The following is a 20200-nucleotide window of genomic DNA, read 5'->3' on the forward strand; positions in this document are numbered from 1 at the left end:
GGCCAAGACGCAGGTGTTGGTGCTGGACGATTGGGGCCTGGTGGGCCTGGACACCCTGACCCGCGAAGCGCTGATGGAAATCCTGGATGACCGCGCCGGCGCACGCGCCACGCTGGTGACCAGCCAGTTGCCGGTGGAGCACTGGCATGCCTGGATCGGTGAGCCGGCCTTGGCCGACGCCATGCTGGACCGGATGCTGCCACAGGCCCACCGCATCGTGCTCAAGGGAGATTCCTTGCGGGCACCCGAGCGGCCAAGCGGAGGCGTGCCGGCCGCCTGACCGGCACGCCTCATCTGCTTGCTTCCCGGCCCCGGTTCCGGGGCCGAAAACGCCTTCACGTACAATCAAATCCGCGCTTGATCCGGCCAACCGCCGCCGGCGTGGTCACGATCATCGGAATCAGTGGTCACGATACCGGACTGCCTGGTCACGATGCCGGAATCAGTGGTCACGATCAACCGGAATACCCAGCACGGTGTAGACGGTGCGGTAAGTGCCGCCGGTGTCGTCTTCAACAATTTCCAGTACGCCCGCATTGCCAAAGCCTTTTAGCACTTTCGCCGCTTCGTGCTGTTCGCCACGCTGGGCAAAATCGAGCGCATGACCGAAAAACTTTCGTACAGTGACGGGAAGGGCCAGCAGGTCTTTCTTGCTACTGCCAAGCCAGAAGAGCGGCTTTGTGATGGAAGGCTTCATATAAATATACCATTTCTGGGATGGTAGGGCTACGGATTGCATGCCAGGGCGGGCCTACGCCTGCTTGGACCAGAGGACGTCGTCCGCAAGCTTGGGCATCTTTCCTGCTTCCAGTTCGTCCAGAAAATCCGCCCATTGCTGTGTTCTCTGGCGGGCAGCGCCACAATCCCTTTTTGAGATAGACATCTTCCCAATGTGCCAGGCACAGCTGGCCGGGCCGCTAGAAGACCAGGGGGGCCAACCGCAAGGCGGCAACGAAAATGAAGTTGACGGAGTACGAACGCATATCCCTTAGAAGCTGGCCCAGTAGCTGCGGATCAGTGATGGCGGCGTAGTGGCGGCCGCGAGGAGTTGGCAAGCCCCCCGTACGGTTGTTGACGAAATTCTGGGCCGGTTCCAGTACGCCGGTATCCACAGCGTACTGACAGATAGACATGCTGGACGGCTTCGCGGACACGCTGCGCCGTTTCCAGGTTGCCGCGATCGGAGCCTGATGGTCTCCATCGCTTTGTCACCTACCCACGTGCCATCGTGAGGGTGACGGTCGGGTAGGCGCCAAGGTCGATCTTGACCTGCTTCTCGCCGGACTTGTACCGATAGAGCCAACTTTTGCTGGATGCGCGCACGCGCAGGTAGAGGCCATCGCCGTCATTCAGCATCTGTTCTTTGGTGCTGGGCGAAAGGGTGCGGATCTTAAGGTCAGTCAGGAATCCCATAGGTGTACCCCTGCAAAAAGAAAACTGGGTACAACCAGTCTAGGGTACACCTTGGGGGGCACGCAACGTCGGGATTTACTAAAACTTGATGGGACATCATCGGCTAAGTTCCTATCCTAACCACATGATTTTCTTGAGAATTTTGTGCAGCTTGAACCTTTGTGGAACAAGCCGTTGGTGCCCGGGGCCGGAATCAAAAGCCGCATGAATAAAGGGTTTGCGGGTGTTTGGGGAAATTTTTGCGTTTCCCCATAAAAACAACAGTGTGGTGTCAGATGGGCTTGGAAGGGGCGGTCGGGAAAGAGGGGTTGTCTTGTCGCGTCGAGGCATCTTCAACGGGGAAGGGGTGAATGCGCTATCCCGCCTTCTGGCTACGAGAATAGTTCGGAATGGGTGCCGCTTCGTACAAACACCACCAAGCCGTGTTTGCCTGTGTCATCAAGGCTGTATATCAAAAGAAAGTCGCCACCTACGTGGCACTCCCGATAGCCAGCCCAATCCCCCGTCAGGGCGTGATCCAGCCACTCAGGCGGTAGAGGGCCAATGTTGGCTGTCAATAATCCCATGACCTCTTTCAGTCGGTTCATGTCGTACCGACCAGAGTGTGATAACCGCTTCCAGTCCTTCAGAAACTCTTTGGTGTAATCTGACGCGCGTGGCAGACTGGTTCGTTTATTTGCGGCTGGCTTTCTCGAGGTCATCAATCAGGGATTCAGGGTTATTGAAGCGGGCACGACGGTTCTTGATGATTTCCCCTGCTTCGGCCATTGCCGCACGGCTACGGGCATTTGGGGCCTTGACCGCGAACGGTAGCTCTTTGTCGGCGACAACCCTGGTCAGGAAGACGCGAACAGCATCAGACACGGTCAAACCCATTGAGGCCAGCGTTTCCGTGGCCTGAGCCTTGATCTTTTCGTCTACACGCACATGCACCATTGTGGTGGTTGCCATAAGGTTCTCCAACTGAGTGTGATTGAGATACATTGTATCGCAAACCGGTAGCGCGTCGGAAGCTATCCCGGTACCCCAGCTAGGTGATTGCATCAAGGTGGTAATGTTTGATGCGACTTCGAACCTGGCGTTGGCCTTCTTGGCAACGACTAAGAAATCCTTCGTCGTTGCCTTTCTGTCAAGTCGTTGTCGCGGTTGCTTGCCTCTACGTCTGGTGAGCCACAATCAATCAGACCCATTGATACTACATCACTGCTTGATTACGCGGGCGGCCAGAGCGTGCGCGGCGCTGTGCGAGATGAGTGGTCACCCACTCCTCCACGTCAGTGCGTCGCCATCTGGGGTTACTGCGTTTGCCATCGTCATTGAGGCGCAGGCGGATAGCAACCGGAAACCCCGGAGCCAGGGCAATGGTTTCTCGGATATACCGCGCAGGGTAGCCCAGCATCGCGCCGACATCTTCGGCGCTCAGCAGGGCTTCGGGTGACATTCTCGCCGCAATCTGCCGGGCGAGCTCGGAGTAATTGAATTCGGGTGCAACAATCGTCATAGTTTGCATCTTCTTTGCGGCGGGCTCTGCAGTCAGTGGCGGCAAGGCACGGCAGCGAGTTGGTCAGTAAGAACAGCTGGCCAGGCGCAAGAAAGGGACAGCGCCTGACTGTAAAACGGTGTGCGGTCTTCTCCCGCTGTCTTCAGCCCGATTACGACGCCATCGGCTGATTACTGGCGCGGCACTCATCCCTGAATGCCGACCCCCGGGCTCGTTCCCGTACAGCACCTCGCGCAAGAGGTCGGTGGTGAGCCCATGGATTTCACCTGTTTTGCTTCTACCCAGGTGCCGTGCAGGTAGTCACGCAGTCGCGTGCCGAAAGCGGCAGGGCGTGATGTTCATCGATTGCTTGTTGTTGAAGAGCGTGAATGAATAGTAGCAAATGCTTTTTGATTGAGCAATAAATATCGTAGCAATGCGATGCAATTGCCACGTTAAGAAGGTGATGTGAGGATTGGACGGACGAATTGCCCAAGAGGCAGGAAAAGGAAAGCCGGGTGATACGGTAGCGTTGCTACCGTTGCTACCGTTGCTTCGTGTCGAGTTCTTGAGCCAGCACCAGGCCGGCTGTCACTACCGACAGCAAGGCCGGTGTTGCCCATTCTGGTACGGGCTCGCTTGGCTGGCGTAACACCAGTTCGACAATCCGCTGCACGGGAACCGACGAGGCATGGTAGCGAGTTGCTATGTCGTCGGGGCTTGCATTTGTCGCATTCGCGGGGGGAAGGGCAGGAGGCTCATTGCCTTCTGCCTGGGTAAACCAGCCTCGCATCCCGGGAATGCTTTCGATGTGGCGTATGGTTTTTTCGGAAACGGCACGCGAACCATTGAGCATTTGCCGGATGAACGCACCATCTTTGAAGCCCAGGCGGCGGCCAAAGGCACTGCGATCACCGTGGGTCAGGTGATCAATGGCCTTGGAAAGTAGCTCGCGGCGTTGCTGGGCGATGTGTGCTTCGTTCATGACTGTAACGGTAGCACAAGCTCTGGTAGCAGAGGTAGCGGTTTAGAAGGAAAATACCCTTTTGATACCGTTTGAGGCCGTTTTCTACCTCTATTTTGGGTTGCTTGTGGTTATGCGTAGATTATGGCGCTTTTCGGGGGTGCTTTGCCGTGTCGGGTTATTTGCAAAGCAAGTTGAGGGATGCTGTCCACATCACGCACGATGAGCCGCGTTCTTCAATGTTGCTCATGTGATGGATGTATTTCAGGGTTAACCATGATATCTATGATAAAATTTCGGGGTAATTTGCACTGAAATAAATCCAAGACCGATACATCGGACCCATGTAAGTTCTCTTCCCTACTGACGCGTTGTTAGCATTCGCGTCCAGCGCTTTTCCAACCCACCGCGTCGCGCGTGTGCGGTTTCTCTTTTCAATTATTTCCTGCTGTCATTCCTTACGCCGTATCTGCTGCCCCTTGTGGGCGAGCGGATGTCAAGGCCAATACCTGCATTGCCTGGCAATAGGTCGTGCGGCTATGGGTTTGAGTGCGGGGAATGTTCTAACTGGCTTTCCCATGCAACTTAAAAGAATTCAAGAAGACTGGTTTTCCAATATCCGGGGGGATATTCTGGCCGGTATCGTCGTCGCTCTGGCGCTGATTCCCGAAGCCATCGCCTTTTCCATCATCGCGGGTGTCGACCCCAAAGTGGGCCTCTACGCGTCATTCTGTATTTCCGTGGTTATCGCCTTCGCCGGCGGGCGGCCCGGCATGATTTCGGCCGCTACGGGTGCCATGGCGTTGCTTATGGTGACTCTGGTGAAAGAGCACGGTCTGGAATATCTCCTGGCCGCCACCATTCTCACGGGTGTGCTGCAAATTCTCGCTGGTGCGCTACGCCTGGGTGTGCTCATGCGTTTTGTTTCCAGGTCGGTGGTCACCGGCTTTGTGAATGCGCTGGCAATCCTGATTTTCCTGGCGCAACTGCCGGAACTGACCAATGTCACATGGCACGTGTATGCCATGACAGCGGGCGGCCTGGCAATTATTTACCTGTTCCCCTACCTTACGCGCTCGATACCGTCGCCGCTGGTGTGCATCGTAGTGCTGACGATTGTTGCCATTGTCCTTGATCTGGACATCCGCACGGTGGGTCATATGGGCGAACTGCCCGATAGCTTGCCGGTTTTCCTTCTGCCGAACATCCCGCTCACGTTTGAAACCCTGCAGATCATCTTCCCCTATGCCGCGACACTGACGGTGGTTGGTTTGCTTGAATCGTTGATGACGGCCCAGATCGTGGATGACCTGACAGATACGCCCAGCAACAAGAACCGCGAATGTGCCGGCCAGGGTGTTGCCAACATTGCGTCGGGTTTTATGGGCGGGATGGCCGGTTGCGCGATGATCGGCCAGTCGGTGATCAACATCAAATCAGGCGGACGAGGTCGATTGTCCACGTTGGCGGCTGGCGTGATTTTGCTGATCATGGTCGTGTTCCTGGGGCCCTGGGTCAAGCAAATTCCCATGGCCGCTTTGGTGGCCGTGATGATCATGGTGTCCATTGGTACGTTCAGCTGGAGCTCCTTGCGCGACCTGACCCGCCACCCCAAGACCTCCAGTGTGGTGATGGTGGCCACCGTGGTTGTGGTTGTAGCCACGCACGACCTGGCCAAAGGGGTGCTAGTGGGTGTATTGCTCAGTGGCATTTTCTTTGCACACAAGGTTGGGCGGGTGTTCCGCATCACGTCCACCACGCAGGACGACGGCCGTACCCGTACCTACAACGTAGTGGGCCAGGTGTTCTTTGCCTCGGCAGAGAAATTCACCGGCTCATTTGATTTCAAAGAGGTCATCGAAAAGGTGAGGATCGACCTGAATCGGGCGCGGTTCTGGGATATCACTGCCGTCAGCGCACTTGACGCGGTGATTCTGAAATTCCGTCGTGAAGGCACCGAGGTCGAGGTCATTGGCCTGGACGAGGCCAGCACCACTCTGGTGGATCGCTTTGCGATTCACGACAAGCCAGGCGCCATGGACAAGTTGATGGGCCACTAAAAAGGAGACGTGAATGATCAAGGTTTTTGCATGTATTGATGGCGCGGCGCAAACCGATGCGGTGTGTGAATACGGTATCTGGGCAGCCCGTCGCCTCGGGGTGACGCTGGAGTTCCTGCATGTGCTGGACAGGCACCCCGAGACGGCACCGGTGAGTGATTTCAGTGGAAATCTGGAGCTTGGCGCGCAGGAGTCATTGCTGGCGAAACTGTCCGACCTGGACGAACAACGCAGCAAGCTGGCGCAGGAGCACGGGCGCCAGATTCTGGATGCCGCCAGTCAAAGGGCCAGGCAGGCAGGCCTGGCCAATGTTGACACTCGTCAGCGGCACGGTTCGCTGGTTGAGACAGCGTTGGATGTGCAACCGGAAGCACGGCTCTATATTCTGGGCCAGCATCCCCCCGTCGAGGGCAACGCACGAACCTATCTGGACCTGAACGGCGAAAAGGTTGTTCGTACCTTGCAACGCCCTGTGCTCATCACCACAGGGGCATTCCGGGAGCCCGAGAGCTTCATGATTGCATTCGATGGCAGCGCTACCGGACGCAAGATGGTGCAAACCGTGGCGGGGAGCCCATTGCTGACGGGCTTGACGTGCCATATCGTGATGGTGGCAGATGACACCCCCAAACACCAGCACGACCTTGGCTGGGCTTGTGAGGCGATGGGGGAGGCAGGTTTCACCGTGACGGGTTCGCTGAAGCAGGGCGACGCCGATGCCGTTTTGCGCGACTACCTTACCGAAAACGGTATCGATTTGCTGGTGATGGGGGCTTACGGCCACTCGCGCATTCGTGAATTGATCGTGGGTAGTACCACCACCACCTTGCTGCGCACAAGCCCGGTACCCGCGCTCGTTATGCGCTGATCGGGCTGCCGCTCTATCAGCTAACTGGAACAGGCTCCGACCCATGTAGTTCGCTTCAACGTTCAAGCATCGTGCCCGTTACGCCCCTTGGCGATCGGGCGCCGCGCTTGCCGTGTGCGCTGTCAGGCCTGGTCCTGCGTCAACTCTGCGAACCCCGGCGTCATCTCAGGGGTACTTTCTTCGCCGTTTTTACCGTGGCCTCCTGGCATGCAATGTGCAAGTTCGGCATGTAGCCATCCCCTTCAGGAGAAAGCCACACGCCATGACTGACGATATCAGGAGACAGACGGAACGCCGCCGTACGTTCGCCATCATTTCCCACCCCGACGCGGGTAAAACCACACTCACCGAAAAGCTGCTGCTCTATGCCGGGGCCATTCACATTGCCGGAAGCGTCAAGGCCAGAAAAGCCTCGCGTTATGCGACATCCGACTGGATGGAAATTGAAAAGCAGCGGGGCATATCGGTGGCCAGCGCCGTTATGCAAATGGTGTATCGCGATTGCGTCATCAACTTGCTGGATACCCCCGGACACAAAGATTTTTCTGAAGACACCTATCGCGTTCTGACCGCAGTGGATGCCGCTCTGATGGTGATCGATGCTGCCAACGGGGTGGAGTCGCAGACGCTGCGCTTGTTGCAGGTCTGCCGTGCCCGCAACATACCTATCATTACATTCGTGAACAAGATGGATCGCGAAGTCCGGTATCCCCTGGAGATCGTCGACGAGATCGAGCGTGTGCTGGGGGTGCCAATTGTGCCGTTTTCCTGGGCCGTGGGAATGGGTAAGCGATTTCGCGGGGTGATCGATGTTCAGAATGAGCAGATGCGTGTTTTTCGCGCCGGTGCAGCCACGCGCAGTCACGATGAATCGATTCTCGCACTGAGTGATCCTCGGTGCGAATCTCTGGGCGAGGAGTTTTCCGAAGCCCGTGCCGAGGTGGAGCTGGCCCGGGGCGCATCCCCGGCCTACGACCACAAGGCGTTTCTCGCCGGCAGGCAAACTCCCGTCTTTTTCGGTTCGGCGGTTAACAATTTTGGCGTCAAGGAAGTGCTTGATGCCTTGATCGATCTGGCGCCGGCACCCACGTCCCGACAGGCTGTCGAGCGCACGGTCGTGCCGCGCGAGGCAGGCTTTTCAGGCGTTGTCTTCAAGATTCAGGCGAACATGGACCCTGCTCACCGGGACCGCATTGCATTTGTCCGGGTCTGCTCCGGACGGTTCGAGCGCGGTATGAAGCTGACGGTGTGTCGCAATGGAAAGAGCCTCCGTGCAAGCAACGTGGTGTCTTTTCTGTCGCAGCAGCGCGAACAGCTCGACACGGCGTATCCGGGCGACATCATCGGTTTGCCCAACCATGGCCAGCTGCAATTGGGTGACACCCTGACCGAGGGCGAGCCGCTGCAATTTACAGGTTTGCCATTTTTTGCCCCCGAGTTGTTTCGTACGGCAGAAATCGCTGATCCCATGCGTATCAAGCAATTGCGACTGGGTTTGAAGCAACTGGGCGAGGAAGGGGCCATTCAGGTGTTCACCCCGCATGCGGGTGGCGCCATGCTTCTGGGCGCCATCGGTGATCTGCAGTTCGAGGTTGTGGAGCATCGATTGGCCGCTGAATACCATGTGCCGGCCCGCCTGGTGCCGGCCAGATTTCATCAGGCACGCTGGGTGACCTCGTCCGATGCCGAGCTGCTGGATCGCTTCATCAGGGCGTATGCCGATCGCATTTACTACGACGCCGTGAATGCACCGGTGCTGGTGGTTCGACACGGGCCGGAGCTGCAATTGGCTCAGGAAAAGTGGCCGGACATCCAGTTTCACGCTTTGAGAGAGCATGCAGGCCTCATTTTCTACGACCAACTGGGCGCGCGTCAGGTGAACTGAGCACGCGCCACGCTGATGTCAGTTTGAACGATTCAAAGGAGAGGAAAGAATGCTGGAACGAAAAATTGTGACCGGGGATGCCGCCCGGCAGGACATTGTTGAAGGCATGCGGCAACTGGCCCGGGCGGTTGCTGTGACGTACGGACCGGTAGGACGTATGGTGGCGCTGGAGGGCCACGATGGCGCGTTACCTGCGTTGAGTCGGGATGGCCTGACCGTGGCCAGACAGATTGTTCTTGAGGATCCTGTTCAGAACAGCGCGGTGCGTATTGCCTGTGAGGCCGCCGAGAAAACACATGAAAGTGTGGGTGACGGAACGACCGCGACTTTGCTGATGGCTGCATCGCTAGTGCGTGAAGCACAGCGGGCCGTGGTAACAGGCAATGACCTGAACAAGGTGTGTGAGGGCATAAAGCGAGGTGTTGATACCGCCATTACCCATATCCGGGATCACACCACCGCGTGTGTGACTTCGGAGAGTGTGCAACAGGTTGCCGAGGTTGCCACACAGCATGACAGGGAGATCGCCTCGTTGCTTGCCCAGGCGGTCACGCGGGTGGGGCAGCAGTGTGTCGTTCGGGTTGAGGCTGGAAAAGGCAGGGACAGCAAGCTTTCCATACAAGAGGGCTTGCGGATTCGTGGCGTGCTGGCATCCCAGGCTTTTGTGACAGATGAGCATTTTGTAAAGGCCAGGCTTGAACACCCGCTACTGATGGTACATGAAGGGCGTCTGGACAATCCGGAGTATCTTGTGCCGGTTCTCGAGTACACCCTGGAAATGAATAAACCGTTAGTGATCATGGCCTCCGGGTTCTCTTCCCCCGTGTTGGCCATGTTGCTGGAGAATCACCGCCAGGGGCGCGTGGCTTTGTGCCCTGTTCGGTTGCAGCCGAGCGTTGGCGGCCTTTCTGACGTTCTGGATGACTTGGCGCAGTGCAGTGGTGCCAAGGTACTGGGACGTGTTGGCTCCATACCTGGCGCTCGTCCTTGTGCTGCTGATCTTGGTTGTGCCTTGTGCATCGAGGTTTCGACAAGCGAATCGGTTGTCATCCTTGGTGAGAAGGGACAACCGGAAGCGGTGGGTGAGCGCATTCATTTGTTGAGCGAAGCGCTGAAAACGATGGCGGACGACGGGTTGAAGGAATCGGTGCTTGAGCGCCTGTCGATGCTGGGTAGCGGTATTGCCCTGATCGAGGTGGGGGCAGATTCCGAACTGGAGTCTTCCGAGCGCAGACGCAGGGCGTACAACGGGCTTCGGGCAATCCGCGCGGCGATGCAGGATGGCATCGTGCCCGGCGGCGGTACGGCGGCATTGCGAGCAATACCGGCGGTTGAACAATTGGCCATGAGCGATGATGTGGCCGTTGCTGCCGGAGTTCGCAGCGTAACGCAGGCATTGAAAACACCGGCGATGGCCTTGATTGCGAATTCAGGCGTTGATCCGGAACCCGTTGTTGATCGCATCATGTACGGTGAAGGGCTTTATGGCTACGATGCAGCCCGGCAAGCTTACGGTGACCTGCGCGTGTTTGGCATTGTTGATCCCGCGCTGGTAGTAACGACGGCACTGCAAAACGCATCTTCTATTGCCATTGCGCTGCTGCGGTCTCAGGGGATTTGCGTCATGGCGCGCGATGCCTAGATTATTCAGCGTGAGGGCAGGGCATGTTGCGTGATTATTGGTCATTTGGCGTAAGAAACCGACGCTATCTGACATTCGGTCTTCTGGTCATGGGTTTGTCCAGCTTCGGGCAAACGTTCTTCATTGCTCTGTTTGGCGAAAGTCTGCGAGCCCATTTCTCCATTTCCGATGGTGAGCTTGGTTCCTTATATGCGTTGGCCACGTTCTGCAGTGCCCTCTCGCTGGGTTACGTGGGGCGCCTAATCGACCACACGTCTGTCAGGCGTTTTGCTTCCATTGTTATCGGCATGCTGGTTCTGGCGTGCCTGTCCATGGCCTTCAGCGTCAATGTCTTCATGCTTGGCCTGAGCTTTTACCTGTTGCGCCTGTTTGGTCAGGGCCTGATGGTTCACACGGGTTTGACGGCGACGGCACGTGCCTTCAGCGACCATCGAGGCAAGGCGCTAGGGCTGGTGTCTCTGGGCTTGCCGGTAGGCGAGGCTGTTTTGCCTATCGCTGCTGTAGCCAGTCTGGCATTACTCGACTGGCGGCTGACCTGGGCGCTATGTGCCGCCGTGCTTGTGGTGCTGGGCAGCCTGGCACTGCGTCTGGAGCGTCGTCCAGGCGCGGCAAAGCGGTTTGTTGCAGGGCATAAGGCAACAAGCGGTGCACCTCAGAACCCTCCAATTGTTTTGTGGCGCGACACGCGTTTTCTCTCGGTTCTACCGGTCATCATCGCCTCACCGTTCATTTCCACGGGTTTCTTTTTTCATCAGACCCGCCTGGCCGCCGAAAAAGGGTGGATGATGTCATGGGTCGCCATCTGGTTTGTTGGCTATGCGGCTGTCCGGGCAGTGGGGTTGATTGGGGTGGGCCCTGTGGTTGACCGCTTCACAGCAAGGCGCCTGGTGCCGTTTGTCTTGCTGCCAATGATGTTTGCCCTGATTTTGCTTGGTTTGTTTGAAGGCGCCTGGGCAGTGCCGTTGTATCTGGGTTTGTTCGGCCTTACATCGGCAGCAGCAGGAACGGTAGGGGTGGCACTTTGGGCTGAACTGTACGGCATCGCCCGACTGGGTAGGGTACGGGCAAGCGTCGAAGCCATCAATGTGGTCGCCACTGGAGCCTCGCCCATGGTGTTTGGGCTGCTTGTCGATCAGGGCGTCGACCTTACTCGGCAGGCGCAGGCCTGCCTGGCTTATGTCGTGGTTGCGAGTGCGCTGGCAGCCTATTTTTCCAGAAACCGCAATCAGTGCCCTGTGGCCATGAATGACAATTGATGCATGGCCCGGGGTAGGCAGGGTTTACAGGCCTACATAGCGGCGGGCCAGTGACAGCGCAATCAGCTCTTGCGTTGAGGGCTCGCGTCGATAGCCCACTTGCAGCAATTGTGACTCCTCCCCCCACTGGTAAAGAAAATGATCGTCAAGCTCGCCACGCAATCTGTGTGATGCCGTCTCGTTGTCGAGTAGCGTGCATAGTGTCTGCCCCACGTTTTGGCGAATACCTGGCGGCAGGACTGCACAGGCGGCAGAGAAGCCTGCGCTTTCAAGAATTTTGTCGCAGTATTCCGCGCGTCTTGACGCCACGGCTCGACAAGTCAGCCGCCGCATTTTCGCCAGCACAAGGTCAGCTACCAGGTTTACATCGGGCTCGGGGTTATCGAGTATGGCCTTGCCCAGGCGGCTCCAGAATTCAAGTTGCTCGTCCGGGGTGGTGAAGTAATCGCGGCATTGCCGTAAAGCGCACGCATACAGGTTGTCAGGTAGATCTACAAGCATCATGTCTCCAGGAAACGTTCGTGACCCTTGCGAATTACAAATTACTTTTGGCTTTGAGAGCCATCGACGCAGTCGCGGCAAAATGGCGTTGCCGGATCGTGATGCAGGCGTTCAGTTGCAATTTCATCGCCACATCGGCAGCAGATGCCATAGTCGCCGCTGTCCAGCCTGGCCAGCGCCGCCAGATACTTTCGGTTGTCGTTCTCCAGGCGCGAAAGCCTGGCCGACTCCATGGCCGCCTGCTGCATTGCGTCCATGCGTGTGAGCCGACCATTTACGGTCTGATCCAGTTCGACGATGCCTGACGTGGATGTTGTGTGTTCAATCGACGCCTGAATTTCTGCCAGGCGTTTGAGCAGTTCGGCCCGGATGATGTGTTCTTGCATGGTTTTCACCTTTAGCTTGGAGACAATGCTCAGGCCGCTTCTGCACCGCTATACAGCACGTCGGCAAGCTCGTCGGTCGGGCGATTCGGCTGTTGCAGTGCTGTGCTGACGGTGTCCAGCAACGCTATCCGCGCAGCTCTGGCTCGGGTAAACGCATCGTTCAGTTGCGCTAGAGGCAGGTCGGTGCGGCGAGCATCGATTTGCAAAGCGGTAACCCCGTTTTTTGTGCCCGCCACGTTCATGGTCAATGAGCACAGTGGTAATTCGTCATCCGACAAATCGGAGAGCAGAATGTGCCGGTCACCCTCTTGGACAAGGCCGATGGTGGTGCCAACAGTCGCCGTTCGAAGGGGAACGCCGGCGTCAAACAACGCCAGGGTTGCTGCTGCGACGGTGGGCATGGCTGCTGCATCGCCTGATTCCAGCCGTTCGTTGACCAGACGCAGGGTGTAGGGGAACGCCTCCAGGTCAGGTAACAGCGGTTCAAGTGCGGATTTGATCAGGTGGCTAAGTTCGAGATCGCTGCGCTTGGGTATGCCGAAGCGGCCGGTGGCGCCTGTTGCAAAAGGCAGGGTATTGTTCTGAATAATGAAATGCTCGCGATGTTTGCCGGCCAGTGTTTCGATCAACTGAGCTTCTTTTGGTGCTCCCAATGTCACTGTGCTTAGTATCTGGCTGTCGCCCTGGGTAAGCAGGGCGGATCCGTGAACGCCCGGAAGCTCCCCCTGCCGTGTGACGATGGGGCGGACGGTAAAGGCATCTCGGCCATCGAAGCGGCGCTCTCCGGTGATCAGGCGCTGGCGCATCACGTAAGCAAGCAACGCCTCAAACTCGTGTTCGAACAACACAAGCTCTGCGGCGGTTGAACCAGCCGCTTCCAGTGTTGCCTTGCTGGTCTGGCGTACCGATTCCACGCGGGTCGGGCGTTCATCCGGGTCGGCATCAAGCGCTGTATCCAGTGCCTGCCGGGCTTCGTCATAAAGCTTGTAGGCCAGATCGCGCCCTCCCGGCAGTGGTTCCGTTTCTGATGCCTGCCGGCCCGATGCGTGAACGAGTGCCTGAATGGCCTGAATGATCGATTGATTTTGCAGGTGGCCGAAGGCGATGGCATCCTGGATAACGTCGTCAGGCTGTTCTCGAGCGGAGCCGTCGACAGCGACGACACCCTGACGGTTTGTGGCCACCACCACATCCAGCAAGCAGGCTGGAATATCCGGTTGACTGGGGTTGACAACGAAGCGGTTGTCCAGAAAGCCGACCCGTACGCAACCGACGTTGTCGAGAAGGCGGACACCAGATAGCGTCAGCGCGGCAGAAGCCGCAATGACGCCCAGTACGTGGGTAGCGATTTCGGGTTGGGCCGACATCACCTGAACGACGATATGTGTTTCCTGACAATAGTTCGCAGGGAACAGCGGGCGAAGTGCCCGGTCGATGCGTCGCGCCACGCGGGTAGCATGGTCAGGCGGAAGAACTTCGCGTTTGAAATGGCCGCCCGGAATTCTGCCGGCGGCATAACTGCGTTCCGAGTAATCGACGGTTAGGGGAACAAAGCCCAGTTCTGGCTTGCTTCGGTTGCTGACGACGCACGTGGCGAGAAGAACGGTGTCTTGTACTTGCAGGGTGACCGCACCCGAGGCCTGCCTGGCGATTTCGCCGGTGGATAACGTGTACTCGAGATCGCCGAGAAAAAATGATTGTGTGACTGACATGCAGGTAGCATCCTTGTGAGAAAGGATTGGTGGAACGCGCTGAGACGCGGACCAAGCGGCTACATATCATTGGGGGTGCGAGCGGCAGGACTCGGGGGGAGCCAGGCATATCACAGCAGGAGCAAGCTTGGCACTGACGGGAGGCGATCAGCGCAAGAATAAACACGGCCGGGCGGCCATTGCCTGTGTGATATGAGTAATTACATGGGACTATTAAGGGTTACTCTCCGGCCCATTCTACTATGAAAAACCCATTGCATGGCCGTGGGTGTTCAACGAAGGCCTTGATAAGTCATTGAAAGCTTTTCGTTTTCAGGCTCTCTGTTCAAGAAGGTGTTCAGCAACATGTTCCAGCATGTAGGTTTCTCGCTGAATGGAAAGCCCCATGGTTTTTTCCTGCCGCTGCATGACGGCCCGGTTATGCGCGAGGGCTTCCAGAAGGTTCACCCATACCGGGCGCATGCCGTTGTTCACTTCGTAGCTTTCCATTTTTGCTTCTCCCAGATGCTGGTCGATTCCGCACAGAAAGAAGTGCGATGTCATGTGCATCAGGTCGAAGCCGTCACGTTTGTGTGGGCGAAATTCTTCCACATACCCGTAATGGCGTATCAGTTGAACATTGGAAGCTCCGGTTTCTTCCTGCATTTCACGAACCAGGCCCTCTTCGAGATCTTCATTGGCATCGACGCCGCCGCCGGGAAAGCTGAAGTCGTTATAACGCTCAGTGAAAAGCAGCAGAATGGACTCATCGCGCAGGACGATTCCGCGAGCAGCCTGACGCGTGAGTGTTTTGCCCGCTTGGGACTGAAGGCTGGGATGGGTGAGTTGTATGAGACGTTGCATGGTTGTACTAGGTTTGATAGTGCCGATTCGGGAAGTAGCGCATACCAGTTCGTAAGCTTAATCGGGCGTGCCTTGTTTCACAGATAGTACGGACAACTGGGGCTGTGGATCTCAAACATATTACCGCCCATCAATTCATGAACCCAAGAGCTTCATGATTGCTTTTGATGGTAGCGCCACCGGGCGCAAGATGGTGCAAACCGTCGCGGGCAGCCCTTTGCTCAAAGGTATGGCGTGCCACATCGTGATGGTGGCCGATGACACCCCCAAACACCAGCACTACCTGGGCTGGGCGTGCGAAGCAATGAATGAGGCTGGTTTCTCTGTGACGGGCTCGTTGAAGCAGGGCGATGCCGTTGCGGTGCTGCGCGACTACCTCACCGGGAATAGTATTGATTTGCTGCTGATGGGTGCCCATGGCCACTCGCGTATTCGCGAATTGATTGTGGGCAGCACGACCACCACTTTGCTGCGCACCAGCCCGGTACCCGCGCTCGTTATGCGTTGAGGTGGATTCCTGTTCTTAAACGAGCCAATCACCCATGCCATTCTTTAACGATGTTTTTAAGGGGTTGACGTTTACGTTCGGGTGAGGTCTGGTTCAAACTGCCTTATGAATTCCCGGTCGATTCGATCCTTCCAGGACATTGCCCAAGGCCCGCTGGCGGCTAGCAGGCCTCTGCTGGCGATGGTGCTGCCATTCGATGTGTTCAGCAGGGTCAGGTGGTTTTCCTGGGGGCTATAAGTGGTTGGGTGCTTGCCGCTGCATTCTGCTGCCAGGTTATGGGCCAGCACTGCGCCCATCCGAACTGCGTACACACCTGCCTTTGGAACGGCATGGGTTAGTGCGGCGCAGTCACCGGCGGCAAAAATAGCGGGGTGCGACGTTGATCGCAACTGTGCATTCACGTGCACGAAACCTTGTTCATTAACGTCCAGGGAACCTCTGCGATTTTGATCGCGTTGCCATGTGTGCGCTTGGGCGCCGGCGGCCCAGAGAACCAGCTCATCGTCGCTTATCGGGGCAGTATCTGCCCATCTCGTCGCGCATTGCACCTTCACAGTGGCGTTCTTCAGCGCCTTTTGAGCCAACCAACGAGCTATCGGTGCGCAGCTGGGAAGAACTTTTCGGCTTTGTGTAACCAGGGTGGTTTCCAGTGACAAGCTGGGCGCCAGGGAAAGGAGTCGTGACCGTACGGCCAACAGGGTCTCGAAACCCGCCGGTCCGCCTCCGACGACAGTCAATCGGTTTGGCATGTTTTTTGCAGACGATTGCCACGTGGTCAGCAGGTGTTGATAGCGCTCAATCAGATTTTGCAAAGGGCGCATGGCCACCATGGCGGGGTTTGGTGGGTACAAGGTTGACCCCACATTCAACGAAAGAACGTCGTAGTCAATGCTCACCCCATCGGTTAGCTGCAGGCGCTTGTTGTCAGGGTCCAGCGCGTAAAGTTCCCCCCGTCGCCAGCGCGCGCCAGCCGCCTTGCATAACTGTTCAAAATCGATGCAAATCTCGTCCAGTGTGTAGCGCCCCGCAAGCCAGCCGGGAATCATGCCCGAATAGGGCGCCCGTGGCTGCGGAGAAATAACAAGAATTTCAGCATTGCGCAACGGTGTGTGCCTGATCGCCTGAAGTACCAGTGCGTGCGCGTGTCCGGCGCCCATCAATACCACGCGCTTCATGCCAGCCACTCTGCTGGCACATGCGGCAGATCCCGAGCTTCGTCAATATCGTTAATGGCGGGCTGCTCGCCCCATGTGCAGCCTGTCGCCAGCAAACGCTGTCGCGTAATGTGCATGACATCAGGTGTGCTCCAGGGCATGTTGTGAAACAAAGCCGGACAGGCCTGTTTGAAGCCGGCCAGCGTGTAGCCGCCATCGATGGCAGGAACAAAACAGGCATCCTTGGAATTGAGCGTGTCGCGGGCCTGAAGCAGCAGGTCGGTGGTCAGTGCCGGTGCATCGGTACCCACCAGAAGCACGTAATCATGGGTTTGAAGCGCGTCAGTCAGTGCACCGTACATGCGCTGGCCCAGATCCCCCTCTTGTTGTCGAGTCAAGCGCAAGCGTTTCCCATGCTGCCGCGCCAGTGTCTGGAATGCATTGTGCTGCGTATCCGGCGTCACACAGAGTTCTGTGTGCTCAAAGCAGGCATTGATGGCTTGATGCACCGCATGAAACAGCATTTTTTCTGCCAAGCGGGCGGCGCCTTGCAAGCCCAGGGCAGGAACCAGTCGGGTTTTGGCCAGGCCAGCCTGCGGCGCCTTTGCAAAGATGATGATCGCCGTGCTCATCGGTAACGCTTCGCCAGATGGTGGGGTGAGTCGCCGCGCCAATAGCACCAGCGAAGCTGCCACATCAACAAGATAGTGCGCCATACGCCACGAGTTTCCCAGCGGCGTCCCGACGTGACAGCGCGTGGTCGAAGGCAGGCAGGACGAGCAACCTTTCGAAGCCGTACCGACAACTCGATATCTTCCATAAGCGGCTGATCCGAAAACCCCCCCAGTTGGTTGAAGAAACTGCGTTGCATGAATATGGCCTGGTCACCGGTGGCAATGCCTGTCAGGCGCGAGCGCCAGTTCATCATGAAAGCGATCACCGGCAGCATCCAGTGTTGACCAGTGATTGTCACATCGAATCGACCCCAGCGCGCACCGTCCCTGATCGCCGTGTCGATATGCTCAAGGCAGTGTGCGGGCAAGCGGGTGTCAGCGTGAAGAAAAATCAGGACATCACCGCAGGCGTGCATGGCTCCGGTGTTCATTTGTCGACTGCGGCTCGCCGGGGATTTTAAAACGCTATCGGCCAGGGGTTCAGCGATTGTGAGGGTTTCGTCAGTGCTGCCGCCGTCAACGACCAGCACCTGCGCACCGTTTGTGCGCAAGGGTTGCAGCATCTGCAAGGTTTCAGCCAGCCCTGCAGATTCGTTCAAAACCGGAATGATGATCGAAAAGCGCGTGTCGGTCATGGTTTCAGTGCCACGTTATGTCACTTGCGTTTGTCGTGACTGACAATAAAACAAGCACGATGTTTGCCATGTCTTTACCCCCTTCGCCATGCGTGGAAGCGCTCGACCCATTTCAGTACTTTCTGCGGCGCGTGCGCCCGTTTCCAGTTGCCGGCTACGTACTTGTTGGCCTCAGCGAGCGTTGGGTAAATATGGATGGTGCCAAGGATTCTATTCAGCCCGATGCCATGCTTCATAGCCAGCACGTACTCGGCGATCAGGTCGCCGGCATGTTCACCCACGATGGTAACGCCAAGAATTTTGTCTTTGCCCGGGACGGTCAGTACCTTGATAAAGCCATGCGCTTCACTATCGGCAATGGCCCTGTCCAGGTCATCAATGCCATAGGTTGTGACTTCGTAGGGTGTGCCTTTCTCGTTGGCTTCTTGCTCGTTCAGGCCCACTCGCGCGACCTCGGGTTCAACGAAAGTTGCCCATGGAATGACTGAATAATCGGTCTTGAATTTCTTCAGGGGATCAAACAGGGCATTGACTGCCGCATACCAGGCCTGGTGGGCTGCAGTGTGCGTGAACTGGAACGGGCCGGCAACATCGCCGGCCGCGTAAATGTTGGGGTAGTTGGTTTGCAGGAATTCGTTTGTTTCTACCGTACGGTTTGTTGGAATACCCAGGTCCTCCAGGCCGAAACCATCGAGATTTGCGGTGCGCCCAACAGCGACCAGAACGGCGTCGAACGGGATGCGAACATCTTGCCCGGCATGCTCAGCAATCAAGACGTTCTGGCCATCTTCGGTGATAAATTGCTTTGCCTTATGGTTGGTCCGAACGTCGACACCCTCGGCCTGGAACCTGGCCATAACAAGTTCGGAGACTTCAGGGTCTTCGCGCATCATGATGCGGTCACCCATTTCAACCTGAGTGACCTGACTGCCCAGCCGGGCAAAGGCCTGCGTCAATTCTGAGCCAATGGGCCCGCCGCCCAAGACGATCAGGCGCCGGGGCAGCGTGCGCAAATCCCAGACGGTGTCAGAGGTCAGATAACCCACATCTTCGATACCCGGGATGGGCGGTACAAAAGGACGAGCTCCGGTGGCGATTACGATGCTGCGCGCACTCAAGCGTTGGGTGCTGTTGTCTTCCCGTGTAATTTCGACCTCCCAGGGGGAGAGCAGCCTGGCTGAGCCCTGAACAACATCGACCCCCAGCTTGGTATAGCGCTCGGCAGAATCATGGGGTTCGATGGTTTTTATGATTGACTGTACCCGCTGCATGATGTCGGAAAAGTCGAAGTCAGCGTGTGCTGTGCCGATGCCAAAATCGCGCGAACGACTAAGGTGTGACAGAAATTTCGCAGATCGAATCAATGCTTTGGAGGGCACACAGCCAGTGTTCAGACAGTCACCGCCCAGCTTGTGTTTTTCGACAAGCGTAACCTTGGCCTTGACGGCGGCGGCGATATACGCGGTGACCAGCCCTGCGCTGCCGCCGCCAATGACCACCAGATTGCGGTCATAACGAGCGGGCTTGTTCCAGCGGGCAAATACCTTGTTTCTGTTGATGGCCGCTACAATTTTTTTTGCAACGAGCGGAAAGATGCCGAGCAGGGCAAACGAGCCCAGCAAAGCTGGCGAGAGGATACCTGACAGCGAATCAAGTTGTGCCAGCTGCGTACCCGCATTCACATAGACCAGTGTTCCGGCCAGCATCCCGAGCTGACTGACCCAATAAAAAGTCCACGCCTTCATCGCGGTGAGTCCGAACAGCAAATTGACCAGGAAAAAGGGGAAGGCAGGCACCAGTCGCAAAGTGAAGAGATAAAAGTGTCCCTCGCGATCTATCCCTCTGTTGATAGCAACCAGGCGTTGACCAAAACGTTGGCTGACCCAGTCTCGCAGCACGAAACGGGACATCAGGAACGCGAGAGTTGCGCCAATCGTCGATGCAAAAGAAACGATAACCGTTCCCCAAAGCAAGCCAAACATTGCTCCACCGGCAAGTGTCAACAAGACCGCACCAGGCACGGAAATTGCCGTCGCTACAACATAGACAATGAAATAGGCTCCAATGACCTGGGCAGGATGGCTTGCCTGATAGGCCGTGACTGCTTCGTGCTGTGTTTTCAGCGTCTGCAGATTTAAATACTGACCAAGGTCGAAGACAAAGTAAGCCAGAACGATTACCAACAATAGTGTCAACAGCGATATTTTTTTATAGTTCAT

General features: G+C 57.0%; 20 protein-coding genes and 1 pseudogene. 7 read left to right on the plus strand and 14 right to left on the minus strand.

Annotation, left to right across the window (positions count from 1 at the left end; translation table 11 throughout):
* A partial coding sequence (locus OOZ48_RS05070) for an ATP-binding protein (protein ID WP_269496344.1) occupies positions 1-280 on the plus strand: 280 nt, incomplete at its 5' end.
* A 192-nt stretch (positions 281-472) separates the two neighbouring features.
* On the opposite strand, the pseudogene OOZ48_RS05075 reads toward OOZ48_RS05070, so the two are convergent.
* The 6 genes and pseudogenes from OOZ48_RS05075 to OOZ48_RS05100 form a co-directional block, all read right to left on the minus strand.
* Positions 473-697 (minus strand): annotated as a pseudogene (locus OOZ48_RS05075) (type II toxin-antitoxin system RelE/ParE family toxin); the annotation flags it as partial.
* Between the two features lie 515 nt (positions 698-1212).
* On the minus strand, positions 1213-1413 hold the full coding sequence (locus OOZ48_RS05080; RefSeq protein WP_269496345.1) for an Arm DNA-binding domain-containing protein: 201 nt from the start codon (positions 1411-1413) through the stop codon (positions 1213-1215).
* A 371-nt stretch (positions 1414-1784) separates the two neighbouring features.
* Positions 1785-2114 (minus strand): type II toxin-antitoxin system YafQ family toxin, encoded by a 330-nt coding sequence (locus OOZ48_RS05085; RefSeq protein WP_269496346.1) that lies wholly within the window; start codon positions 2112-2114, stop codon positions 1785-1787.
* Positions 2086-2364: a type II toxin-antitoxin system RelB/DinJ family antitoxin gene (locus OOZ48_RS05090; RefSeq protein WP_269496348.1), complete on the minus strand. Its 279-nt coding sequence runs from the start codon at positions 2362-2364 to the stop codon at positions 2086-2088. Before OOZ48_RS05090 ends, OOZ48_RS05085 begins: the two co-directional genes overlap by 29 nt.
* A gap of 244 nt (positions 2365-2608) precedes the next feature.
* A complete protein-coding gene (locus OOZ48_RS05095) occupies positions 2609-2914 on the minus strand; it encodes a helix-turn-helix transcriptional regulator (protein WP_269496350.1) in 306 nt (101 codons plus the stop codon).
* Positions 2915-3437: 523 nt separating this feature from the next.
* Complete coding sequence (locus tag OOZ48_RS05100) at positions 3438-3878, minus strand: hypothetical protein (RefSeq protein WP_269496352.1); 441 nt, start codon at positions 3876-3878, stop codon at positions 3438-3440.
* A 557-nt stretch (positions 3879-4435) separates the two neighbouring features.
* On the opposite strand from OOZ48_RS05100, the gene OOZ48_RS05105 reads away from it, so the two are divergent.
* The 5 genes from OOZ48_RS05105 to OOZ48_RS05125 all read left to right on the plus strand — a co-directional run bounded on the left by OOZ48_RS05105 (position 4436) and on the right by OOZ48_RS05125 (position 11568).
* Complete coding sequence (locus tag OOZ48_RS05105) at positions 4436-5917, plus strand: SulP family inorganic anion transporter (RefSeq protein ID WP_269496354.1); 1482 nt, start codon at positions 4436-4438, stop codon at positions 5915-5917.
* Between the two features lie 13 nt (positions 5918-5930).
* Positions 5931-6785, plus strand: coding sequence for a universal stress protein (locus tag OOZ48_RS05110; protein WP_269496356.1), 855 nt, complete (start codon positions 5931-5933; stop codon positions 6783-6785).
* Between the two features lie 262 nt (positions 6786-7047).
* Positions 7048-8670 (plus strand): peptide chain release factor 3, encoded by a 1623-nt coding sequence (locus tag OOZ48_RS05115; RefSeq protein ID WP_269496358.1) that lies wholly within the window; start codon positions 7048-7050, stop codon positions 8668-8670.
* A gap of 49 nt (positions 8671-8719) precedes the next feature.
* On the plus strand, positions 8720-10312 hold the full coding sequence (gene groEL, locus OOZ48_RS05120) for a chaperonin GroEL (RefSeq protein WP_269496360.1): 1593 nt from the start codon (positions 8720-8722) through the stop codon (positions 10310-10312).
* A 23-nt stretch (positions 10313-10335) separates the two neighbouring features.
* Positions 10336-11568: an MFS transporter gene (locus OOZ48_RS05125; protein ID WP_269496362.1), complete on the plus strand. Its 1233-nt coding sequence runs from the start codon at positions 10336-10338 to the stop codon at positions 11566-11568.
* A 24-nt stretch (positions 11569-11592) separates the two neighbouring features.
* Here OOZ48_RS05125 and OOZ48_RS05130 read toward each other — a convergent pair whose 3' ends face one another.
* From OOZ48_RS05130 to OOZ48_RS05145, 4 genes are all read right to left on the minus strand, one after another.
* A complete protein-coding gene (locus OOZ48_RS05130) occupies positions 11593-12072 on the minus strand; it encodes a hypothetical protein (protein ID WP_269496364.1) in 480 nt (159 codons plus the stop codon).
* Between the two features lie 38 nt (positions 12073-12110).
* Complete coding sequence (locus OOZ48_RS05135) at positions 12111-12455, minus strand: TraR/DksA family transcriptional regulator (RefSeq protein WP_269496366.1); 345 nt, start codon at positions 12453-12455, stop codon at positions 12111-12113.
* Positions 12456-12484: 29 nt separating this feature from the next.
* Positions 12485-14167 carry a polyribonucleotide nucleotidyltransferase gene (locus tag OOZ48_RS05140; RefSeq protein WP_269496368.1) on the minus strand — a complete coding sequence of 561 codons (1683 nt, stop codon included), beginning with the start codon at positions 14165-14167 and terminating at the stop codon, positions 12485-12487.
* Positions 14168-14479: 312 nt separating this feature from the next.
* A complete protein-coding gene (locus tag OOZ48_RS05145; protein WP_269496370.1) occupies positions 14480-15010 on the minus strand; it encodes an NUDIX hydrolase in 531 nt (176 codons plus the stop codon).
* A 154-nt stretch (positions 15011-15164) separates the two neighbouring features.
* On the opposite strand from OOZ48_RS05145, the gene OOZ48_RS05150 reads away from it, so the two are divergent.
* Positions 15165-15518 carry a universal stress protein gene (locus OOZ48_RS05150; protein WP_269496372.1) on the plus strand — a complete coding sequence of 118 codons (354 nt, stop codon included), beginning with the start codon at positions 15165-15167 and terminating at the stop codon, positions 15516-15518.
* A gap of 71 nt (positions 15519-15589) precedes the next feature.
* Here OOZ48_RS05150 and OOZ48_RS05155 read toward each other — a convergent pair whose 3' ends face one another.
* From OOZ48_RS05155 to OOZ48_RS05170, 4 genes are all read right to left on the minus strand, one after another.
* Complete coding sequence (locus OOZ48_RS05155) at positions 15590-16693, minus strand: FAD-dependent oxidoreductase (protein WP_269496374.1); 1104 nt, start codon at positions 16691-16693, stop codon at positions 15590-15592.
* Positions 16690-17304: a TIGR04282 family arsenosugar biosynthesis glycosyltransferase gene (locus tag OOZ48_RS05160; protein WP_269496376.1), complete on the minus strand. Its 615-nt coding sequence runs from the start codon at positions 17302-17304 to the stop codon at positions 16690-16692. Before OOZ48_RS05160 ends, OOZ48_RS05155 begins: the two co-directional genes overlap by 4 nt.
* Positions 17301-17981 carry a TIGR04283 family arsenosugar biosynthesis glycosyltransferase gene (locus tag OOZ48_RS05165; RefSeq protein ID WP_269496378.1) on the minus strand — a complete coding sequence of 227 codons (681 nt, stop codon included), beginning with the start codon at positions 17979-17981 and terminating at the stop codon, positions 17301-17303. The genes OOZ48_RS05160 and OOZ48_RS05165 overlap by 4 nt, the downstream gene beginning before the upstream one ends.
* Before the next feature lie 74 nt (positions 17982-18055).
* Positions 18056-20200 (minus strand): FAD-dependent oxidoreductase, encoded by a 2145-nt coding sequence (locus tag OOZ48_RS05170; RefSeq protein ID WP_269496380.1) that lies wholly within the window; start codon positions 20198-20200, stop codon positions 18056-18058.

This window comes from Castellaniella sp. S9 (assembly GCF_027257175.1).
In the GTDB taxonomy this organism is placed as follows: domain Bacteria; phylum Pseudomonadota; class Gammaproteobacteria; order Burkholderiales; family Burkholderiaceae_B; genus Castellaniella.